26 protein-coding genes are annotated in these 26,121 nt (G+C 34.7%); 17 read left to right on the top strand and 9 right to left on the bottom strand.

Annotation, left to right across the window (positions count from 1 at the left end):
- The first annotated feature begins 66 nt into the window (after positions 1 to 66).
- From LB452_RS10315 to LB452_RS10355, 9 genes are all read left to right on the top strand, one after another.
- Positions 67 to 1,527 carry a RimK family protein gene (locus LB452_RS10315; protein WP_224461662.1) on the top strand — a complete coding sequence of 487 codons (1,461 nt, stop codon included), beginning with the start codon at positions 67 to 69 and terminating at the stop codon, positions 1,525 to 1,527.
- Entirely contained in the window at positions 1,524 to 2,747 is a 1,224-nt protein-coding gene (locus tag LB452_RS10320; protein WP_224461663.1) for a carboxylate-amine ligase, read from the top strand. The genes LB452_RS10315 and LB452_RS10320 overlap by 4 nt, the downstream gene beginning before the upstream one ends.
- Positions 2,744 to 3,424 carry an N-formylglutamate amidohydrolase gene (locus LB452_RS10325; protein ID WP_224461664.1) on the top strand — a complete coding sequence of 227 codons (681 nt, stop codon included), beginning with the start codon at positions 2,744 to 2,746 and terminating at the stop codon, positions 3,422 to 3,424. The genes LB452_RS10320 and LB452_RS10325 overlap by 4 nt, the downstream gene beginning before the upstream one ends.
- Before the next feature lie 102 nt (positions 3,425 to 3,526).
- Positions 3,527 to 3,703, top strand: coding sequence for a CAL67264 family membrane protein (locus LB452_RS10330; protein WP_224454367.1), 177 nt, complete (start codon positions 3,527 to 3,529; stop codon positions 3,701 to 3,703).
- Between the two features lie 16 nt (positions 3,704 to 3,719).
- Complete coding sequence (gene ettA, locus LB452_RS10335; RefSeq protein WP_224461665.1) at positions 3,720 to 5,411, top strand: energy-dependent translational throttle protein EttA; 1,692 nt, start codon at positions 3,720 to 3,722, stop codon at positions 5,409 to 5,411.
- 131 nt (positions 5,412 to 5,542) lie between these two features.
- The gene (locus LB452_RS10340; protein ID WP_224461666.1) at positions 5,543 to 7,513 is read left to right on the top strand and encodes an endonuclease; all 1,971 of its coding nucleotides are present in this window, start codon (positions 5,543 to 5,545) and stop codon (positions 7,511 to 7,513) included.
- 73 nt (positions 7,514 to 7,586) lie between these two features.
- Positions 7,587 to 8,627, top strand: coding sequence for an o-succinylbenzoate synthase (locus LB452_RS10345; protein ID WP_224461667.1), 1,041 nt, complete (start codon positions 7,587 to 7,589; stop codon positions 8,625 to 8,627).
- Positions 8,624 to 9,568, top strand: a complete 945-nt coding sequence (locus LB452_RS10350; protein WP_224461668.1) for a CPBP family intramembrane glutamic endopeptidase — start codon at positions 8,624 to 8,626, stop codon at positions 9,566 to 9,568. Before LB452_RS10345 ends, LB452_RS10350 begins: the two co-directional genes overlap by 4 nt.
- 71 nt (positions 9,569 to 9,639) lie before the next feature.
- On the top strand, positions 9,640 to 10,734 hold the full coding sequence (locus LB452_RS10355; protein ID WP_224461669.1) for an AMP-binding protein: 1,095 nt from the start codon (positions 9,640 to 9,642) through the stop codon (positions 10,732 to 10,734).
- A gap of 6 nt (positions 10,735 to 10,740) precedes the next feature.
- Here LB452_RS10355 and LB452_RS10360 read toward each other — a convergent pair whose 3' ends face one another.
- On the bottom strand, positions 10,741 to 12,393 hold the full coding sequence (locus tag LB452_RS10360; protein ID WP_224461670.1) for a M1 family metallopeptidase: 1,653 nt from the start codon (positions 12,391 to 12,393) through the stop codon (positions 10,741 to 10,743).
- A gap of 32 nt (positions 12,394 to 12,425) precedes the next feature.
- On the opposite strand from LB452_RS10360, the gene LB452_RS10365 reads away from it, so the two are divergent.
- Positions 12,426 to 12,731, top strand: a complete 306-nt coding sequence (locus tag LB452_RS10365; protein ID WP_224461671.1) for a peptidase associated/transthyretin-like domain-containing protein — start codon at positions 12,426 to 12,428, stop codon at positions 12,729 to 12,731.
- Here LB452_RS10365 and LB452_RS10370 read toward each other — a convergent pair.
- The 5 genes from LB452_RS10370 to LB452_RS10390 form a co-directional block, all read right to left on the bottom strand.
- Positions 12,697 to 13,218 carry an outer membrane beta-barrel protein gene (locus LB452_RS10370; RefSeq protein WP_224461672.1) on the bottom strand — a complete coding sequence of 174 codons (522 nt, stop codon included), beginning with the start codon at positions 13,216 to 13,218 and terminating at the stop codon, positions 12,697 to 12,699. The genes LB452_RS10365 and LB452_RS10370 overlap by 35 nt on opposite strands.
- A 37-nt stretch (positions 13,219 to 13,255) precedes the next feature.
- Positions 13,256 to 14,305: a TlpA disulfide reductase family protein gene (locus LB452_RS10375; protein WP_224461673.1), complete on the bottom strand. Its 1,050-nt coding sequence runs from the start codon at positions 14,303 to 14,305 to the stop codon at positions 13,256 to 13,258.
- 74 nt (positions 14,306 to 14,379) lie between these two features.
- Positions 14,380 to 15,726, bottom strand: coding sequence for an MBL fold metallo-hydrolase (locus LB452_RS10380; RefSeq protein ID WP_224461674.1), 1,347 nt, complete (start codon positions 15,724 to 15,726; stop codon positions 14,380 to 14,382).
- Between the two features lie 15 nt (positions 15,727 to 15,741).
- Positions 15,742 to 16,011 (bottom strand): heavy-metal-associated domain-containing protein, encoded by a 270-nt coding sequence (locus tag LB452_RS10385; protein WP_224461675.1) that lies wholly within the window; start codon positions 16,009 to 16,011, stop codon positions 15,742 to 15,744.
- Between the two features lie 143 nt (positions 16,012 to 16,154).
- Positions 16,155 to 16,790, bottom strand: coding sequence for a Crp/Fnr family transcriptional regulator (locus tag LB452_RS10390; protein ID WP_224461676.1), 636 nt, complete (start codon positions 16,788 to 16,790; stop codon positions 16,155 to 16,157).
- Positions 16,791 to 16,838: 48 nt separating this feature from the next.
- On the opposite strand from LB452_RS10390, the gene LB452_RS10395 reads away from it, so the two are divergent.
- On the top strand, positions 16,839 to 17,399 hold the full coding sequence (locus LB452_RS10395) for a pseudouridine synthase (RefSeq protein WP_224461677.1): 561 nt from the start codon (positions 16,839 to 16,841) through the stop codon (positions 17,397 to 17,399).
- 2 nt (positions 17,400 to 17,401) lie between these two features.
- Here LB452_RS10395 and LB452_RS10400 read toward each other — a convergent pair whose 3' ends face one another.
- From LB452_RS10400 to deoC, 3 genes are read right to left on the bottom strand one after another with little or no spacing between them, the layout of a single operon-like run.
- Positions 17,402 to 18,247 (bottom strand): DUF1853 family protein, encoded by an 846-nt coding sequence (locus LB452_RS10400; protein WP_224461678.1) that lies wholly within the window; start codon positions 18,245 to 18,247, stop codon positions 17,402 to 17,404.
- Positions 18,237 to 18,938, bottom strand: a complete 702-nt coding sequence (deoD, locus tag LB452_RS10405) for a purine-nucleoside phosphorylase (protein ID WP_224461679.1) — start codon at positions 18,936 to 18,938, stop codon at positions 18,237 to 18,239. The genes LB452_RS10400 and deoD overlap by 11 nt, the downstream gene beginning before the upstream one ends.
- Positions 18,939 to 18,948: 10 nt before the next feature.
- Positions 18,949 to 19,605, bottom strand: a complete 657-nt coding sequence (deoC, locus tag LB452_RS10410) for a deoxyribose-phosphate aldolase (RefSeq protein WP_224461680.1) — start codon at positions 19,603 to 19,605, stop codon at positions 18,949 to 18,951.
- A 140-nt stretch (positions 19,606 to 19,745) separates the two neighbouring features.
- Here deoC and rpsF point away from each other — a divergent pair, with 140 nt between their 5' ends.
- The 6 genes from rpsF to hisS all read left to right on the top strand — a co-directional run bounded on the left by rpsF (position 19,746) and on the right by hisS (position 26,046).
- Positions 19,746 to 20,084: a 30S ribosomal protein S6 gene (gene rpsF / locus LB452_RS10415; protein ID WP_224461681.1), complete on the top strand. Its 339-nt coding sequence runs from the start codon at positions 19,746 to 19,748 to the stop codon at positions 20,082 to 20,084.
- 2 nt (positions 20,085 to 20,086) lie between these two features.
- Positions 20,087 to 20,383 carry a 30S ribosomal protein S18 gene (gene rpsR / locus LB452_RS10420; RefSeq protein ID WP_224461682.1) on the top strand — a complete coding sequence of 99 codons (297 nt, stop codon included), beginning with the start codon at positions 20,087 to 20,089 and terminating at the stop codon, positions 20,381 to 20,383.
- 12 nt (positions 20,384 to 20,395) lie between these two features.
- Entirely contained in the window at positions 20,396 to 20,845 is a 450-nt protein-coding gene (rplI, locus tag LB452_RS10425; RefSeq protein WP_224461683.1) for a 50S ribosomal protein L9, read from the top strand.
- Between the two features lie 86 nt (positions 20,846 to 20,931).
- Positions 20,932 to 24,096, top strand: a complete 3,165-nt coding sequence (locus tag LB452_RS10430; protein ID WP_224461684.1) for a TonB-dependent receptor — start codon at positions 20,932 to 20,934, stop codon at positions 24,094 to 24,096.
- A gap of 66 nt (positions 24,097 to 24,162) precedes the next feature.
- On the top strand, positions 24,163 to 24,636 hold the full coding sequence (locus tag LB452_RS10435) for a DUF6495 family protein (protein ID WP_224461685.1): 474 nt from the start codon (positions 24,163 to 24,165) through the stop codon (positions 24,634 to 24,636).
- Positions 24,637 to 24,672: 36 nt separating this feature from the next.
- Complete coding sequence (gene hisS / locus LB452_RS10440; RefSeq protein ID WP_224461686.1) at positions 24,673 to 26,046, top strand: histidine--tRNA ligase; 1,374 nt, start codon at positions 24,673 to 24,675, stop codon at positions 26,044 to 26,046.
- Positions 26,047 to 26,121 lie beyond the last annotated feature (75 nt).

Here is a 26,121-nt window from a genome sequence, read left to right on the forward strand (position 1 = left end):
ATTTTTTTGCAAGAATAATTTTGAATTTAATTTTAAGCTACATTTGATAGGTTATTTAATTCATTAATGAACAAACTTATTGTGGTTAGCCAACCCGAAAAATGGCCTATAATAATGGATCATACGTCTATTATAACTTCACAAGATTATTTGACAAATCCCAAATACGCAGAATTAAAAAATGTAAGGGTTTTCAATTTGAGTGACAAATACAATTACCAATCCAAAGGATACTATGTTTCCCTGCTGGCGGAAGCTCGCGGACATACGTCTATTCCTAACATTAGTAACCTGGTAGATCTTGGAGAAAAAAAACTGGTCAAAATCGTTTCTGAAGATTTTGAGGAAGAAATTCAGAAGAGTTTGAAATTGATTAAGTCTCAGGAATTTACTTTAAGCATTTACTTCGGACAAAATGTCGCTCAGAAATACCGAGAATTAAGCAGCTTAATATTCAGACATTTTCAGATTCCATTTTTAAGAGTGATTTTTAAACATACCACAAAATGGAATATTAAGTCTATTAAAGCCATTTCCCTAACAGAAATTCCAACTGATCATTTGGAGAGTATGCATTATTTTGCTTCAGAATTTTTTTCTAAAAAAAGATACGATAGTCCAAAAGCGAATAAAGCTGAGTACGATTTGGCAATTTTGGTTCAAAATAATGATCCTGCGCCACCAAGCAATCCAAAAGCCATTAAAAAATTTACAGACTTGGCTGAGAAAATGAATTTTTACGTTGAAATTATTTCACCTAAAGATTTACACCGTCTTTCATCTTTTGATGCCTTGTTCATCAGACAAAGTACTGAAGTAAATAATGAAGCCTATGCTTTTGCTAGAAAAGCCCAGCAAGATGGTTTAGCGATTGTCGATTATCCTGATGCGATATTGAAATGTTGCAATAAAGTTTTTATGGCGGAAGCACTCCACAAGAATGGGGTTCCAACACCAAAAACCATGATCATTCATAAAGACAATACACATGAAGTTTTAAAAGTTACAGGACTTCCATGTGTTCTAAAGTCTCCGGATTCTACCTTTTCTTTTGGAGTGAAAAAAGCAAAAACTAAAGAAGAATTTGAATCTCTCACTACCGAGATGTTTAAAACTTCCGATCTCATCATTGCCCAGGAGTTTACTTATTCTGAATATGACTGGAGAATAGGAATTTTAGATAACAAGCCCTTTTATGCGTGCCGTTATTTTATGGCCAAAGGACACTGGCAAATCTACAATTGGTCAGCCGACAAAAAAGATGACCAAGATGGAAATGCAGATTGCTTTGCTGTAGAAGATGTTCCAGAACAAGTGATGAAGGCAGCCTTAAAATCAGCAAAAATAATGGGGAAAGGTTTGTATGGGATTGATGTCAAAGTAGTCAATGGAAAGGCTTTGGTCATTGAAATTAATGACAATCCAAATATTGATTTTGGAGTGGAAGATGGGCTATACGGCGATGCTGTTTACACTACTATTCTTCAGGCCTTTAAAAATCGCCTTAATTCTAAACAAGACTCATGAAATACCATCTTTTTGAAGTTTTCGGGATCGAATTAGAATATATGCTCGTTAAGGCTATGACTGGCAAAGTTCATCCCTCTGTAGATAAATTGATGAAATTGAAAACTGGTGAAATTGTTTTAGATGTGGATAACGGTCCAATTGAATGGAGTAATGAACTTGCCGCTCATGTGGTTGAATTGAAAACCAACGGTCCTGCCAAAAGCCTGGATACTTTAGATATGAAATTTCACGAAAACATCCTTGAAATAAATAATTTACTCAAAGGCGTTAATCTTCGCTTATGGCCAACAGCTTCACATCCATTGATGAATCCAGAATTGGAGATGAAATTATGGCAACATTCCTATAGCGAAGTCTATGCCCTTTACAACAGAATTTTTGATTGCAAAGGTCACGGTTGGTCCAATGTACAAAGTATGCACATCAATTTACCCTTTTGCGATGACTCCGAATTTGAAAAGTTACACGCTGCTATACGGATTTTACTACCTATTTTACCGGCATTGAGTGCAAGTTCACCAATTCTGGATGGTCAAACAACAGGTGATCTAGATTCCAGGATGAGGTTGTATTTAACCAATCAAAAGCAAATACCTGAAATGACAGGGAAAGTGATTCCTGAACAAGTGTTTAGCCAAAAAGAATATCAGGAAAAAATCTTCGACCCTATTAATTCTGCAATTGCTCCATTTGATAAGGACCAAATTTTAGAACATCATTTTTTAAATTCAAGAGGAGCTATTGCCAGGTTTGATAGAAACGCAATAGAGATTCGAGTTCTGGATATACAAGAATGCCCTCTGGCAGATGTTGCTATCGCTAGTTTTATTGTCGAAATTTTAAAGGATTTTGTAAATGAAACCTATTCAAATTTGAAGGATCAAAAATCATGGTATGAAGATATTCTTTTTGAAATTTTGAATCAAAGTATCGAACATGCAGAAGAAGCTGTAATTCATAATAAATCCTATTTGAAACTTTTTGGAATTGAAGCTGAATCGATGGCTGTAAAAGATATTTATAAGCATTTATTTGAAAAGGTGTCCTCTAGATTGAATAAAAGACATTCTGAAGCTATTGAACAAATTTTAGTTCATGGTAGTTTGTCCACACGAATTCTAAAAGCAATAAATAATGATTTTTCTGAAGTTAATATTCTGAAGGTTTATCAAAAGCTTGGAAATAGTCTATCCAAAAATGAATTATTCCTGCCGTGAAATTAATACTGACTTGTGAGCATGCGAGTAATTTGTTGCCGAAACAATACGAATATTTATTTATAGACCATAAAAACCGATTGGAAACGCATGAAGGTTATGATGTAGGTGCTTTTGAAGTTTATGAATCTCTACAGCATATAGCTGATTATTCTTTACATTACCAATGGAGCAGGCTTTTGATAGAAGTTAACAGGTCTTTGCATCATCCCAAATTATTTTCAAGCATCTCACAAAATCTTGATAAAGCAGAAAAAAACCGCTTAATTATCGACTATTATCAAGCTTATCGGTATCAAATTCAGAAGAAAATAGAAGAAAGCCTCATCAAAGGTGAATGCGTACTTCATCTATCTATTCACACTTTTACACCAATTTTGAACGGAAACGTTCGCGAAGCGGATCTTGGTATTTTATACGATCCAAGACGAAAAGCTGATAAAGACTTTGCAAACAAATTTCGAAAAAAAATGAGCTTACAAATGCCTGAATTCAGAATTAGAATGAATTACCCCTACAAGGGAAAATCTGATGGATTTACGACGAGTCTAAGAAAGATATTCCCCAATAATTATACAGGAATTGAGCTGGAAATTAATCAAAGCCACACTAAAGATTCTATTAAAATAGCTAAGATTAATGCAGATTTTCAAAAGTGTTTGAGAAAACTACTTTAGTTATGAACTAATATTTTGGACATGTAAGACATAAAGCTTTTATGTGACTAGTAACATTAAAAATCGTTTTTGTAATTTAGCAAATCATAAATATGATAGTTAATGAATAAAAATACAGTTTTAGCGTGGGCAACCTTTATTATGGTAATTGTAGGTTTAGGACTTATTGCTTTAGGCGCTTTTAGATATAATGAGATAGCCGGTTGGGGTTTTGCTTCTGTTGGTATCGGTTTTTTTGCAATAGCTTGGGTGTTTAATGCCCTAAAAGGAAGAGTATAAATAAAAATTAAAATTAATGGCAGACGATAAAAAAGTGATTTTCTCCATGTCGGGAGTATCCAAAACTTACCCTGGAGAAGATAAACCAGTTCTTAAAAATATATACTTAAGCTTTTTTTATGGAGCTAAAATAGGAATTCTTGGGCTCAACGGTTCTGGTAAATCTACCTTGATGAAAATCATTGCTGGGATAGAAAAGAACTATCGAGGCGATGTTGTTTTTTCTCAAGATTACACTGTAGGTTATTTAGAACAGGAACCAGAATTGGATCCTGAGAAAACTGTATTAGATGTAGTGAAAGAAGGCGTTGCTGACGTGGTAGCCATTCTGGATGAATACAACAAAATTAATGATGATTTTGGTTTACCAGAAGTTTACGAAGATGCAGATAAAATGCAAAAACTTATGGATCGTCAGGCCAAACTTCAAGATAAAATTGATGCTACAAATGCCTGGGAGCTAGACAATAAGCTGGAAGTTGCGATGGACGCACTGAGAACACCGCCGTCCGACCAAAAAATTGAAAATCTTTCTGGTGGTGAAAGACGTAGAGTAGCACTTTGTCGATTATTACTTCAGGAGCCCGATGTGCTCTTACTCGATGAACCTACCAACCACTTGGATGCAGAATCTGTGCATTGGCTCGAACATCACTTATCACAATATAAAGGAACTGTCATTGCCGTCACTCACGATAGATATTTCTTGGATAACGTAGCAGGCTGGATTTTAGAACTGGATAGAGGTGAAGGAATTCCTTGGAAAGGAAACTATTCGTCTTGGTTAGACCAAAAGTCTAAGCGTATGGCTCAGGAACAAAAACAAGCTAGCAAGCGTCAAAAGACTTTAGAACGCGAACTGGAATGGGTGAAGATGGCTCCAAAAGGCAGACAATCCAAACAAAAAGCCCGACTTAATAATTATGATAAATTGATGAGTCAGGATCAAGATAAACTTGATGAAAAACTCGAAATCTATATCCCCAATGGTCCACGTTTGGGAACCAATGTGATAGATGCTAAAGGAGTAAGCAAAGCATTTGATGACAAGTTGCTTTATGAAAATTTGGATTTTAAATTGCCACAGGCAGGAATTGTTGGTGTCATAGGTCCAAACGGAGCTGGTAAAACCACCATTTTCAAAATGATTATGGGTGAAATTCAACCTGATAAAGGCGAATTTATTGTAGGAGAGACTGCTAAAATCGCTTATGTTGACCAGGCGCATTCCAATATTGATCCAAATAAATCAATTTGGGAGAACTTCAGTGAAGGCCAGGATTTAGTGATGATGGGAGGCAAAAAAGTAAATTCCAGGGCGTATTTGAGCCGTTTCAATTTTAATGGAAGTGAACAAAACAAGAAAGTTGATAAGCTTTCCGGAGGAGAGCGAAACAGACTTCATCTTGCTATGACGTTAAAGGAAGAAGGAAACGTTTTGTTACTTGATGAGCCAACCAACGATTTGGATGTGAACACATTGAGAGCTTTGGAAGAAGGATTGGAAAATTTTGCGGGATGTGCTGTTGTGATTTCCCACGACAGATGGTTTTTAGACAGAATTTGTACTCACATATTGGCTTTTGAAGGAAATTCTGAAGTTTATTTCTTTGAAGGTAGCTTTAGTGATTATGAAGAAAACAAGAAAAAACGATTAGGTGGTGATACCATGCCAAAACGAATTAAGTATAAAAAACTGGTTCGATAGATCAAAATTTTTGATTTAAAATTAAAACTCTGTTGCTTTTTCAGCTTCAGAGTTTTTTTATTAATCATAAGTTAACTTGAGAACACTTATTTGATAAATTTATACCTTATTTTTGCCAAAATTTGATAAAAATGAATAAAATTATCTTTCTGGCTTTTGTACTGATCAGCCAGTTTATTTTTTCTCAAGATGTTATTATCAATGAAGTGGATTCAGACACAGATGGTGTTGATACAAAAGAGTTTATTGAGCTTAAAACGCTCTCTCCAAATACCACTCTTATTGGTTATGTACTTGTTTTATTTAATGGATCATCGTCTGGAGGGGATTCCAGCTATTTCGCATTGAATTTAGATAGTTTTACTACAGATTTTAATGGTTTGTTTGTTTTAGGCGGACCAGAACTCACACCGAGTCCTAACTATTTTTTACCTTCAAATTTCATTCAAAATGGCGCTGATGCAGTTGCTGTCTATAGAGGATCAGAACAAGATTTTCCGGAAGGAACTTTAGCTACAACAGACAATATAGTTGATGCTTTGGTTTATGGAACTAGCGATCCAACTGATCAGAATCTTTTAAATCTTTTAGCTCAAAATGAACAAATTGATGAGGATTTAAACGGTAATAAGGATTCAGAATCGATGCAGCGAAATTCTGATGGAACTTGGTCTATAGGGCTTCCTACACCAAGAGAATTAAATGACGGTTCTGGAATACCTCCCGTGTTTATTGATATAACTTCAAGCAAAACTTTAGTTGATGAAGGCGATAGTTTTGTCATTAATTTTTCAACATCAAAGCCTTTAGATGAAGATTTGATTATTAATTTTAGTTTAGCAAATGGAACCTTCACCGAGGATGATTACAATGGACCTAATTCCATCATCTTATCTGAAGGTACGAGCACAGGTTCTTTAACTATTGATATTGTAGACGACGAACTAGATGAAGGTGATGAATTTATCAATATTGAGATAGATGTAATTGGTGATCCATACATATTGAATTCTAATTTTATCCAGGTCATTGTTGTAGATAATGATTTTACTGTGGCTGATTGGGGAATTCCCACAAACCCGACCTTCGATAATGTCAATCCTACAGGACCAACAAATTATTTTGAAAGTTTAAATGGTAAATCTGGTAATGCTCTAAGAAAAGCAATACGAGATATTATTGCCGAAGAAGGTGTTGTTAAAATCCATACTTACTCAGACATTATAGATATTTTAAAATCAGCGGACCAAAGCCCAAGTAATAGTAATCAGGTTTGGTTGGCGTATCGAGAGGAATCACGGCCAAAATATTTATATCAATTAAGTTCTTCGGGAACTGGATTTTGGAACAGAGAACATGTGTTTCCAAGATCTCGAGGTAGTTTTTTCAGTATAGAAGAAGATGAAATTGCCACCGGGATCAATGAATGGTGGGAAACCAATGCAGACTCGTTGAGACACGCCAATTCTGATGCACATGGTTTGAGGGCAACAGATGCAAATGAAAACAGCTCCAGAGGAAATAAACATTTTGGAAGCATAAACAATATTGATTCTTATGCTGGACCTTCTGGAACTCAAGGCAGTTTTAGAGGTGATGTGGCTAGAGCAGTTTTTTATCTTGCTATTCGATACAATGACCTTTTTGTGGTTAATGGATTTCCAGATGTTACAGGCCAATTAGGAGATTTGGAAACACTTATGCAATGGCATACATATGATCCTGCAGATGATTTTGAGATGAACAGAAATAATGTTGTTTACACTTGGCAAAATAATAGGAATCCTTTTATTGACTATCCAGAATTAGTGGATTATATATGGGGAGACCAGCAAGGTGAAACCTGGAACCAATCACTTTCGATAAATCAAAATAAGTATCAAGATATATCTATTTATCCTAATCCAACTTCAACTTATATTCAATTTAAAGGTATAACTAACGCTGCGAATGTAGAATTTTACTCAATGACTGGGAAAAAAGTACTAGAAAAGCAAATATCTAACGGAACTCAATTATCTTTGAATCTAAATTCTGGTATGTATTTAGTTAGGATTGTATCTAATTCTAAAGTCACTACAAAAAAATTAATCATCAAATAATAGATTATTATTAATTAATATTAAAAAGCCATTTTTAGTAAAATGGCTTTTTAAATTTTATGGAAACTATAAAATGAAGGCATCTTATTTTAAACATATTTTGAAATTTAAAAAACCTAGTGGAACTTCAAGAGGAGTTTTAAAAACTAAAGAATCCTGGTTTATAAAAATAGAAACCGAAAATAAATTCGGAATAGGGGAGTGCGGACTTCTTAAAGGCTTGAGCATTGATAGCATTGAAGATTACGAGGCTACTTTGAAATGGCTTTGCGATAACATTCACCTAGGTCTTGACACTTTATATCCAGAGTTAAAAGAGTTTCCATCGATTCAGTTTGGGTTGGAAATGGCTTTTCAATCCTTTGCTTCCAGTAATCCTTATGTATTATTTCCTTCAGAATTTACTGATGGGAATAAAGGAATGGTCATAAATGGTTTGATTTGGATGGGAGAAAAGTCATTTATGAAAAGCCAAATTCAGGATAAAATTCAGCAAGGATTCAGTTGTATTAAACTTAAAATCGGAGCAATTGATTTTGAATCTGAATTAGAATTACTCAAATACATTCGAAGTGAATTCTCGGCTTCAGATATCGAATTGCGTGTCGATGCCAATGGTGCTTTTTCTCCAGAACATGCTCTCGAAAAATTGAAAAGATTGAGTGCGTATGATTTACATAGTATTGAGCAGCCAATCGCTCAGGGAGAGTGGAAAGAAATGGCAAAACTCTGTGAGCAGACGCCTTTGCCAATTGCTTTGGATGAGGAATTAATAGGAATAAAGGACGTAACAAAAAAGGAAAAAGCATTACTAACTATTAAACCTCAATACATAATTTTGAAACCTAGCTTAATTGGTGGATTTCAGGGATCGCGAGAATGGATAGAGCTGGCAAATCAACATAACATCAAGTGGTGGATGACAAGTGCGTTGGAAAGTAATATTGGGTTGAATGCCATTGCTCAGTTTACGTTTTTACAAAATAATAAAATGCCACAAGGACTTGGAACTGGTGGACTTTATACCAATAATATTGAAAGCCCTTTGACGATCGAAGGAGAACACATCATGTACAACCCAAAACTGAATTGGGAAAATAAATTTAATTTATGAAAGATTATATCGCTTTAGCGACAAAGGGTTACTATGAGTGGTGGAGATACCTTGTTGGAGCTTTCCTAATATTTATAATCTGGCAAATTGGAACCATTCCCTTTGTTGCTGCAGTTATGTATAAAATTGCTACAGATGGCGGAGACTTTTCCAATGTAGGGAATTACGAGACTCTGATGGGAACTTTGGACTCAAATCTCACTTTTTTTCTCATGTTACTCTCCTTTGTGATCGGTTTATTCGGTTTGTGGTTAATTGTAAGATTTTTTCATAATCAGAAGTTTAAAGATCTATTGACCACACGAAAAAAATTTGACTGGAAGCGTGTTTTCTTTGGTTTTAGTATAGTAGGTTTTTTCATTACAGTAATGACCATTATCGATTATAATATTAATCCAGATGATTACTTATGGAATCTTAAATGGGATCAGTTTTTTATTTTAGCAATCATAGGTATTGTAATGGTTCCTCTGCAGACTTCATTTGAAGAACTTTATTTCCGAGGCTATTTTATGCAAGGTCTTGGTGTTATTTTTAAAAACAGATGGTTACCGCTTTTAGTTACTTCTGTTGGGTTTGGTCTTTTACACTTAGGAAATCCGGAAGTAGGAAAAGTTGGTAATGTGATCATGGTCAGTTACATTGGCACAGGGTTTTTGTTAGGAATCATGGCACTGATGGATGAAGGTTTGGAACTTTCGATAGGGTATCATGCTGGTAATAATCTCATTACAGCTTTGTTGGTGACCGCAGACTGGACTGCTTTCCAAACGGAATCGATTCTTCTTTATACAGCAGAGCCCTCTATTGGTCTCGATGTTTTAACGCCAGTTTTAGTTATTTACCCAATTTATTTGTTGATCATGGCTAAAGTTTATAAGTGGAAAAATTGGAAATCAAAGCTTTTTGGTAAGGTGGAACTGCCTGATAATGAGTTATAATAATCGGTTGAGAGTTTCAAAATGATTATTATATTTATAGAATATTATAAGGATTCATTAAATCTATTATTATGGTAAAGCATGCAGTCGAAATCCATCCTTTTTTTAAAATCAATGGTCATCATTTTAATAAATCTGAATTACACTCGGTGGCTTATAGCTTTGTAAAGGAAGGAGAGCCTTTTGAAGAACAAATAGGCAACTTTCTTTTAGATTGGCTAAATGAAGATTACGATACCATAAAAGTTCGAACTTCTGGTTCGACTGGTGATCCAAAAATCTATTTTTTGGACAAACAAAAAATGATCAATAGTGCTTTAGCTACTGGGAAATATTTCAAAATTCAGGAAGAAACCAAAGCTTTACTTTGTTTGCCAGCCAACTTCATTGGGGGTAGGATGATGTTAGTGAGAGCAATGGTTTTAGGTTGGGATTTGGATCTTGTTGAACCTAGATCGAATCCACTGGATGAGGTTTTCAAAACCTATGATTTTTGTGCGATGACTCCATTTCAAATGGATAATTCCTTAGGAAGACTTCATCTGATTAAAAAATTAATTGTGGGTGGAGGAGCTGTGACGGATAATCTTATCGGATTGATACAAGGGATTCCCACAACTGTTTATGAAGTTTATGGAATGACAGAGACCATATCTCATATTGCAGCAAGAAAATTGAATCCTAAAACCGACAACAAAGAAAAAAGGCCTTTTAAAGCCTTACCTAACGTAAGTGTATCACAAAACGAAAATAATTGTTTGGTCATAAAAGCGCCCAAAATTTTAGATGAGGAATTGGTTACCAACGATATCGTTGAAGTGCTTACGTACAAGAAATTTTTCTGGATAGGAAGGTTAGATAATGTTATAAATACTGGTGGTATAAAAGTTTTTCCAGAAAGCGTTGAGAAAAAACTTCAGAAGCTAATCACTCACAGATTTTATATAGCAGGGATACCTCATGACTCACTTGGTGAGGAAGTTGTTTTATTTATTGAAGCTCCCGAAAATAAAAAGTATTTGAACGACCTGAAGCATGCGATCGAGCAGAAAAAGTCTTTAGGGAAATATGAAAAGCCAAAGCATATATACTTTGTTGATAAATTTGAAGAAACCGATTCAGGAAAGATTCATCGAAAAAAGACCTTATCAAAATTGATTAGCTAATTCGATTTAACCTCTCACTTTCTCAATATTTATATAGTATCCGTACTTATTGATGGCTAATTCATCCAAATCATTTAAATCTACTTGTATCAATTTCCATTGATTAGTTACGTTCTCTCTATGAACAAATTTTTCAGATGAATTTTGAAATTCGATTGGCATTTTGAAGTCCTTGACATCCGTATTCCATCTCATGTATAATCTATTCTGTTGATCAAACTTTATTTGCAAAGTCGGTATGGAGGTGAAATTTAGGTATTGATTAAATATTGGTTCAAGTCTTTCTTTTGTTCTTTGATCATAAAATGCAATCACATCATTAGTGTTGATTGTTTTATATTTAAAGGTTTCATGAAATTCTTTTAAGAGTGACCACCATTTTTCATCATTGTTAACCACACTTCTCAAAGTATTGAGCATATTGGCTCCTTTATAGTACATATCTCCTGAACCTTCATGATTTAAGCCATACTCACCAATGATTGGACTATCATTAGCTATTATTTTTCTTAAACCGTAGAGGTATGTAATAGCTTCTTTTTTTCCAAATTCACATTCTACAAATACAGACTCTGCATAGGCGGTAAAACTTTCATGTATCCACATATCAGCTATATCTGATGCCGATATTGAATTTCCAAACCACTCATGAGCAGATTCATGGATAATGATAAAATCCCATTTTAATCCAATACCAGTATTCGATAAATCATTACCTAAATACCCATTTTGATATCCATTTCCGTAAGCAACAGCACTTTGGTGTTCCATACCTAAATAAGGCGTTTCGACTAGTTTGTAGCCGTCTTTTTTAAAAGGATATTCACCAAATTTTTCATAGAAGCAATCCATCATTGGTTTTACCTGCCGAAATTGTTGTTTGGCCTTGTCTAGATTTTCTTTTAAGACGTAATAATTTAAAGTCAAATCCTTGTAATTGTCTTCAAAATGAGTGTAATCTGCAACATTCAAAGTAATATTGTAATTATTGATAGGATGTTCAACTCTCCAGTGCCATTTTGTATAGCCATTTTCCAATGGAATTTTTTCAACTAATCTTCCGTTGGAAACATTCATCAATCCTTTGGGTACGCTTACTTTGATATTAGCAGAATCTGGCTCGTCACTTTGATGGTCTTTATTAGGATACCATAAACTAGCTCCTGTCCCTTGCACAGCAACTGCTATAAAGGGCTTTCCATTTTTATCTTCAGAAAATACGAATCCTCCATCCCATGGAGCATTCTTGGCGATAATTGGATATCCTGAATAGTAAAATTGGAGACTTTCAAGGTTTCCAGCTTTCAGTTGCTTATCGAAGTTGATGAAAACAGCATTTTCATCTCTTTCATAATCTAAGTTTCTACCATTAAAAACGATAGAATCTATGTTCATATTCGTAAATAAATCAAGCTGAATTTTGGATGTATTTTCAATAACTTTAAAATCAATCTTATTGAAACCGCTTATAAACTTTGCTTCAGGATCCAGTTTAATATCTAAATCATAGGCGAGAACATCAAAGCTTGTCCGTTCTGGTCGCAAACTTCCACGGAGTGTATCTGCTCTGGTAAATTTCTCTTGATCTCCCGATAATAATTGAGCCTGCGCGTTGATTGTAAAGCTAAAGATGAAAAGGAAAATGTATATTCGTTTCATGAATGATCAGTATAATTTATTACTATAAAACTATGAAAAAAGTTATTTTTTTATTGCTCTCAATTGCATTTCTTTCTTGCGGGAAAGATAGTAATCTTATTGATGGTGAAGTCAAAAATTCAAATGGGGAAGGCATTGAAGATGTGCTTGTTCAAGTCATGGGTACAGATTTAAACTCAAGAACAAATACTAAAGGTGTTTTTAGAATCAATACAAAAGACAGGGGAGATGAACTCATTTTCACTCACCCGGAATATGAGATGTTTAGAATACAATTAGATGATTCAGAGGTATCTGTTATTCTTAAAGAAAAGAATACCCAAGAGCAAGAGAAATAAATCTATTATTCCCTGAGGCTCCTTTAAAAGCATCTGTAAAACCGAAATTATACCTGGCATCGATTCTTAAACCAGATCCTAAACTCAACCCTAGTCCCGCAGCACCTGAAATATCAAGTTTTTCGGATTCTCTAAAGTCTGATTCATTAATTACGTAGCTGAATTGTGGACCAAACTGAAGATTGAACACTCTTAGAAAATGTAATTTCAAAAGCACAGGCACCAAAGCATAATCTGTTTCAATATCATCTCCATTGAACTCGCCTCCTTGCTGAGAAAACAAAACTTCTGTTTGTATTGCTAGTGCATTAAATCGGACACTGGTAAAGATGCCTCCTGTAAAACCCAACCGACCATCTTTGTTAATTTCAGAAATAGAGGCGTAATTGATACCACCTTTTATACCTAAGTCAAAATTTTGTGATTGAGAATTAAAACTGCAGAGACCAAGACTAATTATTAAAATTAATTTTATCGCGTGTTTCATGGCAATTGTTTTTTTAAATAACGTTGATATTTTGAATTTAGTTTAGTAAGGCTGACAATATGGTGTCCAGTTCGTCAATACTTAGGTTGATCTCTATAATTCTTCCACTCTTATCGACAAGGTAATACTGTGGTAAATCTGTGATACCTAGTTCCGTTGGAAGTTCTCCAGTAAAACCGTTCTTCACCCTCAAAGATTTCCAGGGAAGGGACTGCTCAGAGACAGAATTTATCCAGTCTTCACGTGTAGTATCAAGTGAAACACTCACAATTTCAAATCCTTTGAAATTATAGTCTTGATATACCTTAAGCAATTCTTCCTGTTGATTTTTACAAGTTTCACACCAGCTGTACCAAAACTGAATGAGATTGTATTTGGCAAAATCAGATTTTAAATCGACAGTGTCAGCTGTAATAGATATTAAATCAAAAGATGGGATTTGACTTCCAATCTGATATTTCCTCCGCTTGTGCTGATATTTTTCTAGGATCTCAACGTCTTGGGGGTTTAGCTTATCAACATCAAGTTTTGATACCAAACTTTTAATATCATTATAGAGTAAAGTTTGATTCATGCTTATTTCAGAAAGTATTTTTCCAAGATAATCATGATTGGGATGAGCCTTTATTAAGCTATCCATTTTATCTAAAATCAGATCCCGATTTCTTTTTGATTTTGAAGTTGATTTGAGAAACTCTGTCAAATATGCTTTTAGTTCTACAGTTTTTCCTCCACTCAATTGTTTGACAACAAAGTCTTTAAACATTTCATCTTCAAGTTTTAAATCATCTACTATAATATCAAAAAATAAAGTATCATTTTCTAGATAAAACACTTCAGAAGAGGTGACTGAATCAAATCGAAATCGAAAAGCTGTGGGAGTTGTTACAGTACCTTCAAATAGAAAAGCATTATTTACAACTTGCGCACTATCTAGTTGATCTTTGTATTTGATTTTTATGTAGTCATCAAATTCACCATTTATGGTTCCTCTTACCACATAATTTTGAGTAGAAGTAGTTTTTTCTAAAGGTTGCATACATGATAGCAACGTAAGACTTAAAATAAAAAAGAAAATTTTGTTCATGAGGTCAAAACTAATATAAAATAAAAGACCGATGAATTTTCATCGGTCTTTTAAAAGCTAAATGATTTTGTTAATTAACTGAAATCATTTATTCTATCGCTTAAGTCATAAATTTTAGCATTAGCTGGTAAAACCTTTTCTATAATACTACTTCCGGCTGCACTTCTGTAACCACCTGCACAGTGAACCACAACGGGCTTATCTGTAGGAATATATTTTGCAGAATCTCTCAATTCATTAAGTGGATGATTCTTAGCAGATTCAAACTTTTTACCTTCATTGAATTCACTTGGATTTCTAATATCGATAATTGTATAATGATCTGGATTTTGCTTAAAGTCTGTGTAATCAAAATCCTCTGAAGATTCAAACTGAGTTTGTCCTAAGGTTAAAACAGCTTTTATTTGTGATTCATAGCCAATTTTAGCAATTCTAGAAACAACTTCATCATATTCAGAAATAGAATTCAACACCAAATAAAATTTTTCGTTTGGCTTTATAATCGCTCCAATCCAAGTCTCAATCTTGTCATTTTCAGTCCTTGCCATAATGTTGATACTTCCTGAGATATGGCTAGCTTTAAAATCAGCTTGAGGTCTTGTATCCACAATTGTAGCATCTGCGTCAAATTTCTCAACATTTAGGTGAACGAGGATATTAGAAATGGAAGCTCTGAAGTTTTCTGCTCCGGTTTTATTTATATCTACATCATGTCCAAAATATGATGGAATAAAAGGTTGACCGTCAAGAATTTCATTTACAAACTCTTCTTCAGTTTGTTCCTGGAAAGCCCAGTTACCAATTCTCTCATTTCCCAATGTACTTGTTGTATCATCACTCATATTTTTACCGCATAAACTCCCTGCTCCATGAGCTGGATAGACCCAAACATTATCAGACAAGTGATTGTACTTTGTGGTCATAGTTTTGTACATGGCTTGAGCAAGTTCTTTACGTTTGGCTGTCATATTACCTGCTTTTTCTCTCAAATCGGGTCTTCCTACATCACCTATAAACAAAGTATCACCTGTGAAAATAGCTTCTTTGGTTGTTGCATCATCTACAGCGTGAACAGTGATTCCATCTGGTGAATGACCTGGTGTATGAATACATTTGAAGGTGATATCCTCCATTTTCAATTCATCTCCTTCATCAAATGCGTGATGAGGATAGTCAGCACCAACTAATTTACTTACATAAATAGTAGCTCCAGTCTCTTTATGAATTTGTAAGTGACTACTCACAAAATCCGCATGAGGATGAGTTTCAAAAACAGCAACTATTTTAGCATCATTTTCTTCAGCAAATTCATAATAAGGCTGTGGATCCCTTGCAGGATCAACAACAGCCATTTTTCCATTGCTTACAATGGCGTATGAAAGATGTGATAAAGGTTTGTCGTTATATTGTTTAATTGTCATAGTAATTTCTTTTGATTATTGATTCATTTTTCCAGTGGCACAACTTATAAACGATTTCGCCTTATTCAGGTAAGTATTGGCATTTCCAAGTACCGGATAACCTAAATTTCTTAATTTTTCTTCAACTGTTTTTAATGAAGATTCTTCAGCATAGGCAAACTCTACTGAAGATTCTTCTGCATTGATATTCACCTCTGAAATACCATCAATTGATATTAAGTTTTTAGAAATGGTACTGGCACAACCGCCACATTTTAAATTTTGTACTATTATCTTTGTTTGCATTTTATTTAATTTTAAATATCAACACTTGAATTAAGTTGTTATTGAATTCAGAGTAAAGCTGAATTTAAATCTAAAGCAAGTGTCAAATTTTCAACAAAATAAAGGAAATATATGAACTGTAACAGTAACAAAAGTTACGGATGCTAATCAATATCAATTAATTTAATGGAATTCCTATTCAATTTAATTCGATTGGTTTTTTCTAGCCTTTTGAGAAGTCTGGAGATTACAACCCGACTGGTATGGAGGTCGAATGCAATGTCTTGATGCGTAACTTTAATTTCTGAATCATTATAGTATTTAGACTTATTTTTTAGATATTCCAGTAAACGCTCGTCCATTTTCTTGAAAGCGATGCTATCGATAGTTGCCAGAACCTCCATGAGACGTTGATGATAGCTATCAAAAATGAAATTTCTCCAGGATTTGTATTTCCCGAGCCATTCTTCCATTTTTTCTACAGGAATCATCAACAGTGAAGAATCCGTTTCTGCTACCGCCCGTATTTCACTGACAGACGAACCTGTGCAGCATGAAAGTGTCATCGCACAGGTTTCTCCTTTCTCCAAAAAATAAAGCATAAGTTCAAAACCATCCTCATCTTCTCGCATCACTTTGACCACTCCGTCTATAAGTAATGGCATCGCAGACAAATATTGACCAGTTCTAATTAATTCGTCCCCAGAATTTACGTGTTTAATAACTCCAATGTCATTGATTTCTTGAAGCAATTCATCTTCAAAAAGATGTCCATAATTTTTTTTTATTTCTTCCAGCATTTGCTTAATTGTATTTTTGTTTAAATATAAAACGCAAGTCTTATTTAGATGGCAAATTTTAAAATATTTAAGCCTTATGGCATGTTAAGTCAGTTCGTTAATAACGAAAAGCGAAGGAGAAACAAAAGACTTCTAGGTGAACTCGGCGATTTTCCTGAAGGAATTATGTCTGTTGGCCGTCTGGATCAGGACTCTGAAGGTTTATTGTTTCTTACTACGGATGGGAAGTTTAGCCATAAAATTACATCAACAGGTATTGAAAAAGAATACTGGGCTCAGGTAGACGGAGAAGCCACAGAAGAGCATGTTGCTGAACTTTCAAAAGGTGTTGAAATAAGCATTTACGGGAAACCTTATTACACTAAATCCTGTGAAGTTCGCTTGATGACTCCGCCAGACGATTTGCCTAGACGTGCGAAAGACATCAGAAACGAAGATGAACATGGAAGAACGTCATGGCTATCGATTACGCTCACCGAAGGAAAATATAGACAGGTACGCAAAATGACAGCTAAAGTGGGTTTGCCAACTTTGAGGTTAATTCGCTACAGAATAGGAGAGGAGACGATTGAAAATATGAAGCCTGAAGAAATAAGAGATTTAATCTAAAGCTACCACCAAACCACAAAGCATTTGCTGGTTTCACCATTTTTATTTTTTCTGAACAACATGACCGATTGCTTTTTATCCATAAATTCTTGAAGTTGATATAAAACTTTTGAATAGGAATGCCACTCAGTATGCTGAGTTTCATCTGTATACCAGTTTATTTTCTTCGGAATATAAAACTCATGGTATTTCCATTTTTTATTTAAAAATTCCTCGAGTGTATAAAAATAACCAGTTACTGCTTTTAGGTTTGTTCTAAAAAAACGACTTCGGCAATTCACAGGAAGGAAAAGAATTGCCTTAAAACAAACTTTCTGTTTAACTTTCCAGGGATCTATATTATACTTACTTAAAAAACTTTCTGCCTTAGGATGAAAAAGTAGGGGAAATTGCTGAGCTCTTAATTTTTCAATCTTATCAATAAACCTGTCACGTCTATTTGGACCGATCCAGCAATAGTCAGGATCTTCATGAAGACGATCATCATAAAGATAAATTTTATTAATTAATTCAGTGTGGATGATCTTATCTTCAGTGGTATCCCGAATAATGAAATCAAATTCACCAATTGTGGTCTTATTATCAATAACCTGTAAGCTGTAAGCTAATTCTTCAAAATGCTGAGATTTTTCCAAATAGTATTTTAAAAATATCTCAGCTCTTTTCCCAACGAAATTGAAAGCTCTGGCTTCTTCAAACGGAAAACTTTCGATTTGCTTGATTTCTGAAAGCAAGTCGAATTCAAAAGTTGAAATATTTGTTCCAGGAAGATGGTCAATCATCAACTTCGTATTCATAAAACCCTTAAATTGTTTTAAAATCTGAAAATCGGTATCTTTAGTCTGCAAGCTCTAAGGCGATTTTGATCATTTGATTAAATGTAGTTTCACGTTCTTCTGCAGATGTCTTTTCTCCTGTAATTAATGAATCTGAAATAGTCAGGATAGCCAATGCATTGACATGATGCTTAGCAGCTATAGAATACAACCCAGAGGCTTCCATTTCTACACACAAAACATCATAAGCTGACCACATTTCATGATCTTTTGGATCATCTGTGTAAAAAAAGTCAGATGAAAGTACATTGCCAGCTTTAAATGAAATATCAAGCTTTCTAGCAGTTTGGATAGCCTTGTCAAACAACTTGAAACTTGCTGTAGGGGCAAAGTCTCCACCTTTAAATCTGTTTCTGTTTAAAGAAGAGTTGGACGATGCTGCCATGGCAATGACAACATCTCGCATTTCAACTTCTTTTTTTATAGCACCAGCACTACCGACTCTAATCAGATTTTTTACTCCAAATTCAGTGATAAGCTCGTGTGCATAAATACTGATGGATGGAATTCCCATTCCAGTTCCCTGCACCGATACTTGTTGTCCTTTATAGGTGCCAGTATAGCCTAGCATACCACGGACTTCATTATAACATGTGGCATTTTCAAGAAAAGTTTCAGCGATCCATTTGGCTCTTAGTGGATCTCCGGGTAAAAGTATAGTTTCGGCGATATCGCCTTTATTAGCGTCGATGTGTACACTCATTTTTTAATTTTTAGTAAGTTGAATTAGATGAAGTTCCTTCTACAATTGCAATTCCTGCTGAAGCACCAATTCTGGAAACTCCAAGGTCGATGTATTTTTTGGCAGTCTCTGTATCTCTTATACCTCCGGAAGCTTTAATTTTTACTTTATCTGATATATTATCTTTCATAATTTTAACTGCTTCCAAAGTTGCACCGTGACTTCCAAAACCAGTAGAGGTTTTTACATAATTAGCACCTGCTTTTTCTGAAAGCTGACAGGCAACAGCTATTTCATCGTCCTTAAGATTACATATTTCTAATATCACTTTCAGAGTGTGATTTCCTATAGCAGTCTTCACAGCTTTTATATCAGCTTCCACATAATCGTAGTCTTTAGACTTTAATTTTCCCTGATGAATGACCATATCTATTTCAGTAGCACCGTCAGCAATGGCTTGTTTTGCTTCTTCGACTTTGGCTTTTGTGGTACATGCACCAAGAGGAAAACCGACAACAGTACAAATTTTAGATCCAGAATCTTTAAGTATTTCAGCAGCCTCTTTTACATAGCTTGAATTAATGCAAACCGTTGCAAATTTGTAAGCGATAGCTTCCTCACAAATATTATGTATCTGTTTTAGAGTAGCGTCTGCATTTAATAAAGTATGGTCTATATAAGTATTCATAGTGGTTTGAATGATTTTTGAGTAAATATAAAAGTTTGTAATCGATATAAGAAATAATACCCGAAGAATATTGATAGCAAGGGTTTGCAGTATTCAGAATATGTTGTACTTTTGCAGGCATTAAAATAAAACAAATATTTATGAATCATTATGAAACTGTTTTCATCTTGAATCCCGTTTTATCTGAAGACCAGATAAAGGAAACAGTAAAGAAATACGAAGATTTTCTTGTTTCGAAAGGTGCAGAGATGGTAAACAAAGAAGATTGGGGCCTAAAAAAATTGGCTTACCCGATCCAGCACAAAAAGAGTGGTTTTTACCACTTACTTGAGTACAAAGTAGATGGAACTACCATCGAGCCTTTAGAAGTCATGTTTAGAAGAGACGAGAGAATGATGCGTTATTTAACCGTTAAATTGGATAAACATGCTATTGATTGGGCTAAAGAACGAGTTAAACGAATTAAAACTGGCGCGTAATTATGGCAACAATTGAAGAACAATCGAAAGGAAAGAACGACGGTGAGATTAGATATCTGACCCCGTTAGATATAGAAACTAAAAGTAAAAAGCGTTTTGATCGTTTCAGAAGAGCTGACATTAAGTATATCGATTACAAAAATGCTGACTTCTTGATGGAATTTGTAAACGAACAAGGTAAGATTTTACCAAGACGTTTAACAGGAACTTCTTTAAAATACCAAAGAAAAGTATCTCAAGCTATAAAGCGTTCTCGCCACTTAGCTTTGATGCCATACGTTGGTGATTTATTAAAATAAAAAAGGCAAAAAATGGAAATTATACTAAAAAAAGACGTTGATAATCTTGGTTTTGCCGATGACCTTGTCTCTGTAAAAAATGGATATGGTCGTAACTTTTTAATACCTCAAGGACTTGCTGTATTGGCAACTCCTTCAGCAAGAAAGGTTTTGGCAGAAAACCTTAAGCAACGTGCTTACAAAGAAAAGAAAATTGTAGATGAAGCTAAATCATTAGCTGAAAAAGCAAAAGAACTCGATATCAAAATATCTTCCAAAACAGGAGCAGGTGATAAACTTTTCGGAAGTATTACCTCTGGTAACCTTCAGGACATATTAGCAAAACACGATGTCGATATTGATAAGAAATATATTACTATACTAGGTGGAAACATCAAACGTTTAGGTCAATATGATGCTAAACTAAGATTCCACAGAGATGTAATCTTAGACTTCACCTTTGAAGTCATTGCTGAAAACTAGCATGATTGATAAAGCAACAATTTTTAATTACAAAGCCGACCTATATTGTCGGCTTTATTTTTTCAAACACTTAAACAATTCATAATATGAAAAAAAGCTACATTTTTATTTTAATGTTTTTTATTGGGTTATCAACTTCTATGGCTCAAGTAACAACATCGACCATGTCTGGTCTTGTAAAAGATAATGCTGGAATTACATTGCCTGGAGCCAATGTTGTAGCTACTCATATTCCTACAGGTTCAGTGTATGGAGCTATGACCAATATTGATGGAAGATTTAGACTTAACAATATGAGAATCGGTGGTCCTTACCAAGTAAAGATTTCTTATGTCGGGTTTGAAACTAAAACTCTTGAAAACATCAATCTAGATCTTGGTGAGACTTACAATATTGACGTAACTCTTGTAACAACATCCAATGCTCTGGATGAAGTCTTAATTACCGTTTCAGACAATCCAACGTTTTCAAGTGAAAGGACTGGTGCAGCAACGCAAATTACCAGCAAAGATTTAAAAAGACTGCCAACTATTTCCAGATCTGCACAAGATTTTACAAGGTTGGAACCTTCCGCAAGTGGAAATTCATTTGGAGGTAGAAATGATCAATTCAATAATTTCAGTTTAGATGGTGCTGTTTTCAATAATCCCTTTGGATTGGATTCTCCAACACCAGGGGGGCAAACCGGCGCACAACCAATTTCTCTGGACGCTATTGAACAAATAAAAGTAACAACTGCACCTTATGATGTGACCTTGTCTGGTTTTACCGGAGCTTCTGTAAATGCTGTTACCAAAAGTGGTGATAATACTTTTAAGGGTACGGTGTATTCTTTTTTTAGAAACGAAGATCTCACTGGCGGTAAAATTGAAGGACAAGATGTCCCAAGAAATGACTTAGAGCAAATTCAATATGGAGTTAGCGTTGGTGGACCTATCGTTGAAAATAAATTATTCTTTTTTGCCAATTTCGAAAAAGACGATAGAACTGATCTTGGTGCTCCTTTTGCACCCAACCGAGGAACAGGAGCGATCAACGAATCCAGAGTATTAGCTTCAGACATGATGGCGGTTTCAAACGCATTAGGACAGCTAGGTTATGATACTGGAAGATTTGAAAATTTCAATTATAATTCAGAGTCCACTAAAGGGATTTTGAAACTGGATTGGAACATCAATCAAAACCATAAAGCAGCTTTGATTTATAACTTCTTGAGAGCTTCCAAAGACAATTCAGCCAACAGAACAGCTCTTGGCTTCAGAGGACCGAGTCCATCGGTTATACAGTTTGAAAATTCAGGATATGAGATCAATAACAATTTGAACTCAGTTCAGTTTGAATTGAATTCTACTTTCGGAAATAAATATTCTAATAAATTTCAGGCCGGATATACTTATTTTGATGACTTTAGAAATCCATTTTCAACTCCAGCACCTCCTATCACTATACAGGATGGTAGTGGATCCAATTATATTATCGCTGGACACGAGCCGTTTTCTATTAACAATGAATTACAGCAGAAGGTATTTCAAGTTACCAACAATTTCAACATTTTTGTAGGAGATCACTCGGTGACTCTTGGAGCTTCATTTGAACGTTTTGAATTTGATAATTCATTCAATTTAGCGGGTTATGATAATTTCGGAAATCCAAATGGTTACTTCGGTACCTTCAATGCGTATCCATCTGTCGATGCATTTTTGGCTGATGCTAATGCAGGTAGCCAAAGTGCAATTGCTCAGAATCTAGCATTCGCTCAAAATGTATTTGAGTCTAGAAACGCCAATGGTGTAGGAAATGATGGAGGCTGGAGATTGTCTGAAACCAATGTAGGTCAATTGTCTTTTTATGCTCAGGATGAGTGGAGCATGACCAATAACTTCAAATTTACTTATGGTTTAAGACTAGACAAGCCATTGTACTTTGATACGGATGAAAAGATTCAAGAATTTATCGATATCGATAATGGTGCTTCTGTGGACCCTACGACAGTTTATTACGATCCAGAAACCAATTCAGAAACTACATTAAATTCAACTCAACTACCAACAGATGAATTTTTGATTTCTCCAAGGCTTGGATTTAACTGGGATGTTAGAAACGATAAAACTTTACAAATAAGAGGTGGGACTGGAATTTTCACAGGTAGATTACCGTTTGTTTGGATTGGTAACCAGGTGAGTGGTGCAGACCAGGGGTTCTTCCAAATTGTAGATCCAGAATTTAAATTTCCACAAGTATGGAGAAGCAATGTAGGATTAGACTATAAATTTGATAACGGTATCATTGCATCTACAGACATTTCTTACACTGAAGATATAAATGCAGCACATGTTCAAAACTGGGGATTAAAAGAACCAACACAAACTTTGGCTGGAGTGGACAGCAGAGCGATTTACGCTGAATCTGATAAAGGTGAAAATAATGCTTACGTTTTTACAAATTCTAACAAAGGAAGGATCTTTAATGCAGTAGGTACTTTAAAGAAGAGTTTTAATAATGGTTTATATGTAAGTACTTCTTATAGTTATTTAAATGCCAAAGACGTTAACTCTATCGAAGCTGAAATTACAGGAGATGCATTTACTTTTAATCCAACAGTAGGAAATGCCAACAACGATGTTTTAGGATTTTCAAAATATGGAGATACTCACCGTTTTATTGCTGTTATTTCTAAAAACTTCCAGTATGGATCAAAAAATCAATGGGAAACAACAGTTTCCAGTTTTATAGAATATGCTAAAGGAGGTCGTTACAATTATACGTACGGCGGTGACATCAATAATGATGGTTCCAACATCAACGACCTTATTTATATTCCAACCACTGAAGAATTAGCCAGAATGCAATTTTCAGGACCAGGTCAGGCCGATGCATTCAATGCTTTCATAGAAGACAATGATTATATGAAAGATAATAGAGGAAGTTATTTTGAAAGATATGGAGCTTTGGCGCCCTGGAGAAGTACAGTAGACGTAAGAGTTTTACAAGATTATAACTTTAAAGTATCAGGAGATAGAATCAATACTATACAATTGAGTTTGGATATTCTAAATTTCGGTAATTTATTAAATTCGGACTGGGGTATAGTTCAAGAACCATTCAACCAGCAACCTATCGGCGTAAGTGTGGACCAAAACACCAACGAACCTGTTTACACATTCGATCAAAATAGAACAGATTCTTTTGCAGTGAATTCAAGTTTAATTTCACGTTGGAGAATGCAAGTGGGCTTGAGATATATTTTCTAAACAACTTATAAATTACAATTCTAAGATCGGTAGAGCTTCTACCGATCTTTTTTTATTTTTGCACATATGAAATACGAAAGGCTTACACAGGAACAGCTTAAGGAAATGCACAAAGAATTCATCAATTTTTTGGCAAGTCAATCCATTACCAATGAAGAGTGGGAGGACATAAAAACAAACAAACCTCAAGTCGCTGAAGATGAACTCGATGTCTTTAGTGATTTAGTATGGGAAGGGGTTCTGAACAACGTTAATTATCTTGAGCATTATTCTCCACAGCAGTTATTTTTATTTGAGTTTACAGATCAATTTATCAATTTAATAGGTCTGAAAATTGAAAATGAAGCTGTGGATATCAACACCAAACAAGGTTTCCAGTGGTTAAGGGATAATCTTTTGAATGATGATGTCCAGATTTATACTTCTAAAAAGCCAATAAGTGAAGACAGAAACAAAGATATTTTTGCGCTCATAAAGCAAGGCGCACACATTACGAAAGGCAAACTTTACGAGTATTTTAATGGAATGGTAGAAAAGTAAAATTATTTTAGCGGTTTTTAATATTTAAAAAATAACATGGCAAGTAAAGCGTCAATACCAAAAGGGACACGTGATTTTTCATCTTTGGAAGTCAGTAAAAGACAGTACATTATATCCACCATTCAAAAACATTTTAAAACTTTTGGTTTTAAGCCTATAGAAACTCCAACTTTTGAAAATTCGGATACCCTAATGGGAAAGTATGGTGATGAAGGGGATCGTCTCATCTTTAAGATTTTGAATTCTGGCGACTACTTGAAAAAAGCCAATGCTGAAGCTTATGAAAATAAAGACAGCGTAAAGCTTTCTTCTTCAATTTCGGAAAAAGCTTTGAAATATGACCTTACTGTACCATTTGCCAGATATGTAGTTCAACATCAAAATGAGATTGATTTTCCCTTTAAACGTTATCAAATTCAGAATGTATATCGAGCGGATAGACCACAGAAAGGACGTTTCAGAGAGTTTACGCAATGCGATGCCGATGTGATTGGCAGTGATAGCTTATGGCAGGAAGTAGAATTTATTCAGTTATATGATGCCGTCTTTACTAGTCTGAAGCTTGAAGGTGTTACCATCAAAATGAACAATAGAAAAATCCTTTCTGGTCTGGCTGAAGTGATTGGCGAAAGTGATAAACTGATCGATTTTACTGTAGCACTTGATAAACTTGACAAAATAGGAGAGGAGGGCGTCAAAAAAGAAATGCTTGAAAAAGGGATTTCCGAATCTGCCATAGACAATATCAAGCCTATATTCAATTTTACAGGTGATTTTTCTCAAAAGATTGATCTTCTCATATCACTATTAGCTGATTCTGAAATTGGCCAAAAAGGTATTGAAGAGCTTCAATTTATTCAAAGAGCCTTAGATAAAATGCCTTTGCAAACAGCAAAACTGGACCTTGACGTAACGCTTGCTCGTGGTCTCAACTACTACACAGGTGCTATTTTCGAAATTTCAGCTCCGGAAGAGGTGAAAATGGGTTCCATTGGTGGCGGTGGAAGATACGATGACCTTACTGGAATATTTGGACTCAAGAACATGAGTGGTGTTGGTATTTCCTTTGGACTAGATAGGATTTACCTTGTACTTGAGGAGTTGAATCTTTTTCCGCAAGAAATTGAAGAGACTACGAAAGTCCTTTTTATAAATTTCGGAGAAAAAGAAGCACTATATGCGCTAAAGGCAATCTCAAAACTTAGAGGTTCTTCAATTTCTTCTGAATTATATCCCGACACTGTTAAGATGAAGAAACAAATGACTTATGCTGATAGGAGAAATATACCTTATGTTGTGCTTGCCGGAGGCAGTGAAATTAAAGATGAAGTCTACAATCTTAAAAACATGAAAACTGGAGAGCAGAATAAATTTAGTTTAAAAGAGTTGTTTGCTCACTTTTCTGATTAAGTGAGTTTTGTGTTTGGACATTTTCACTACACGCAAAGTATTTATTCATCCAAGCAATCTTTAACTTACTGAAAA

It is taken from the genome of Psychroflexus longus, assembly GCF_020164595.1.
Lineage (GTDB): Bacteria > Bacteroidota > Bacteroidia > Flavobacteriales > Flavobacteriaceae > Psychroflexus > Psychroflexus longus.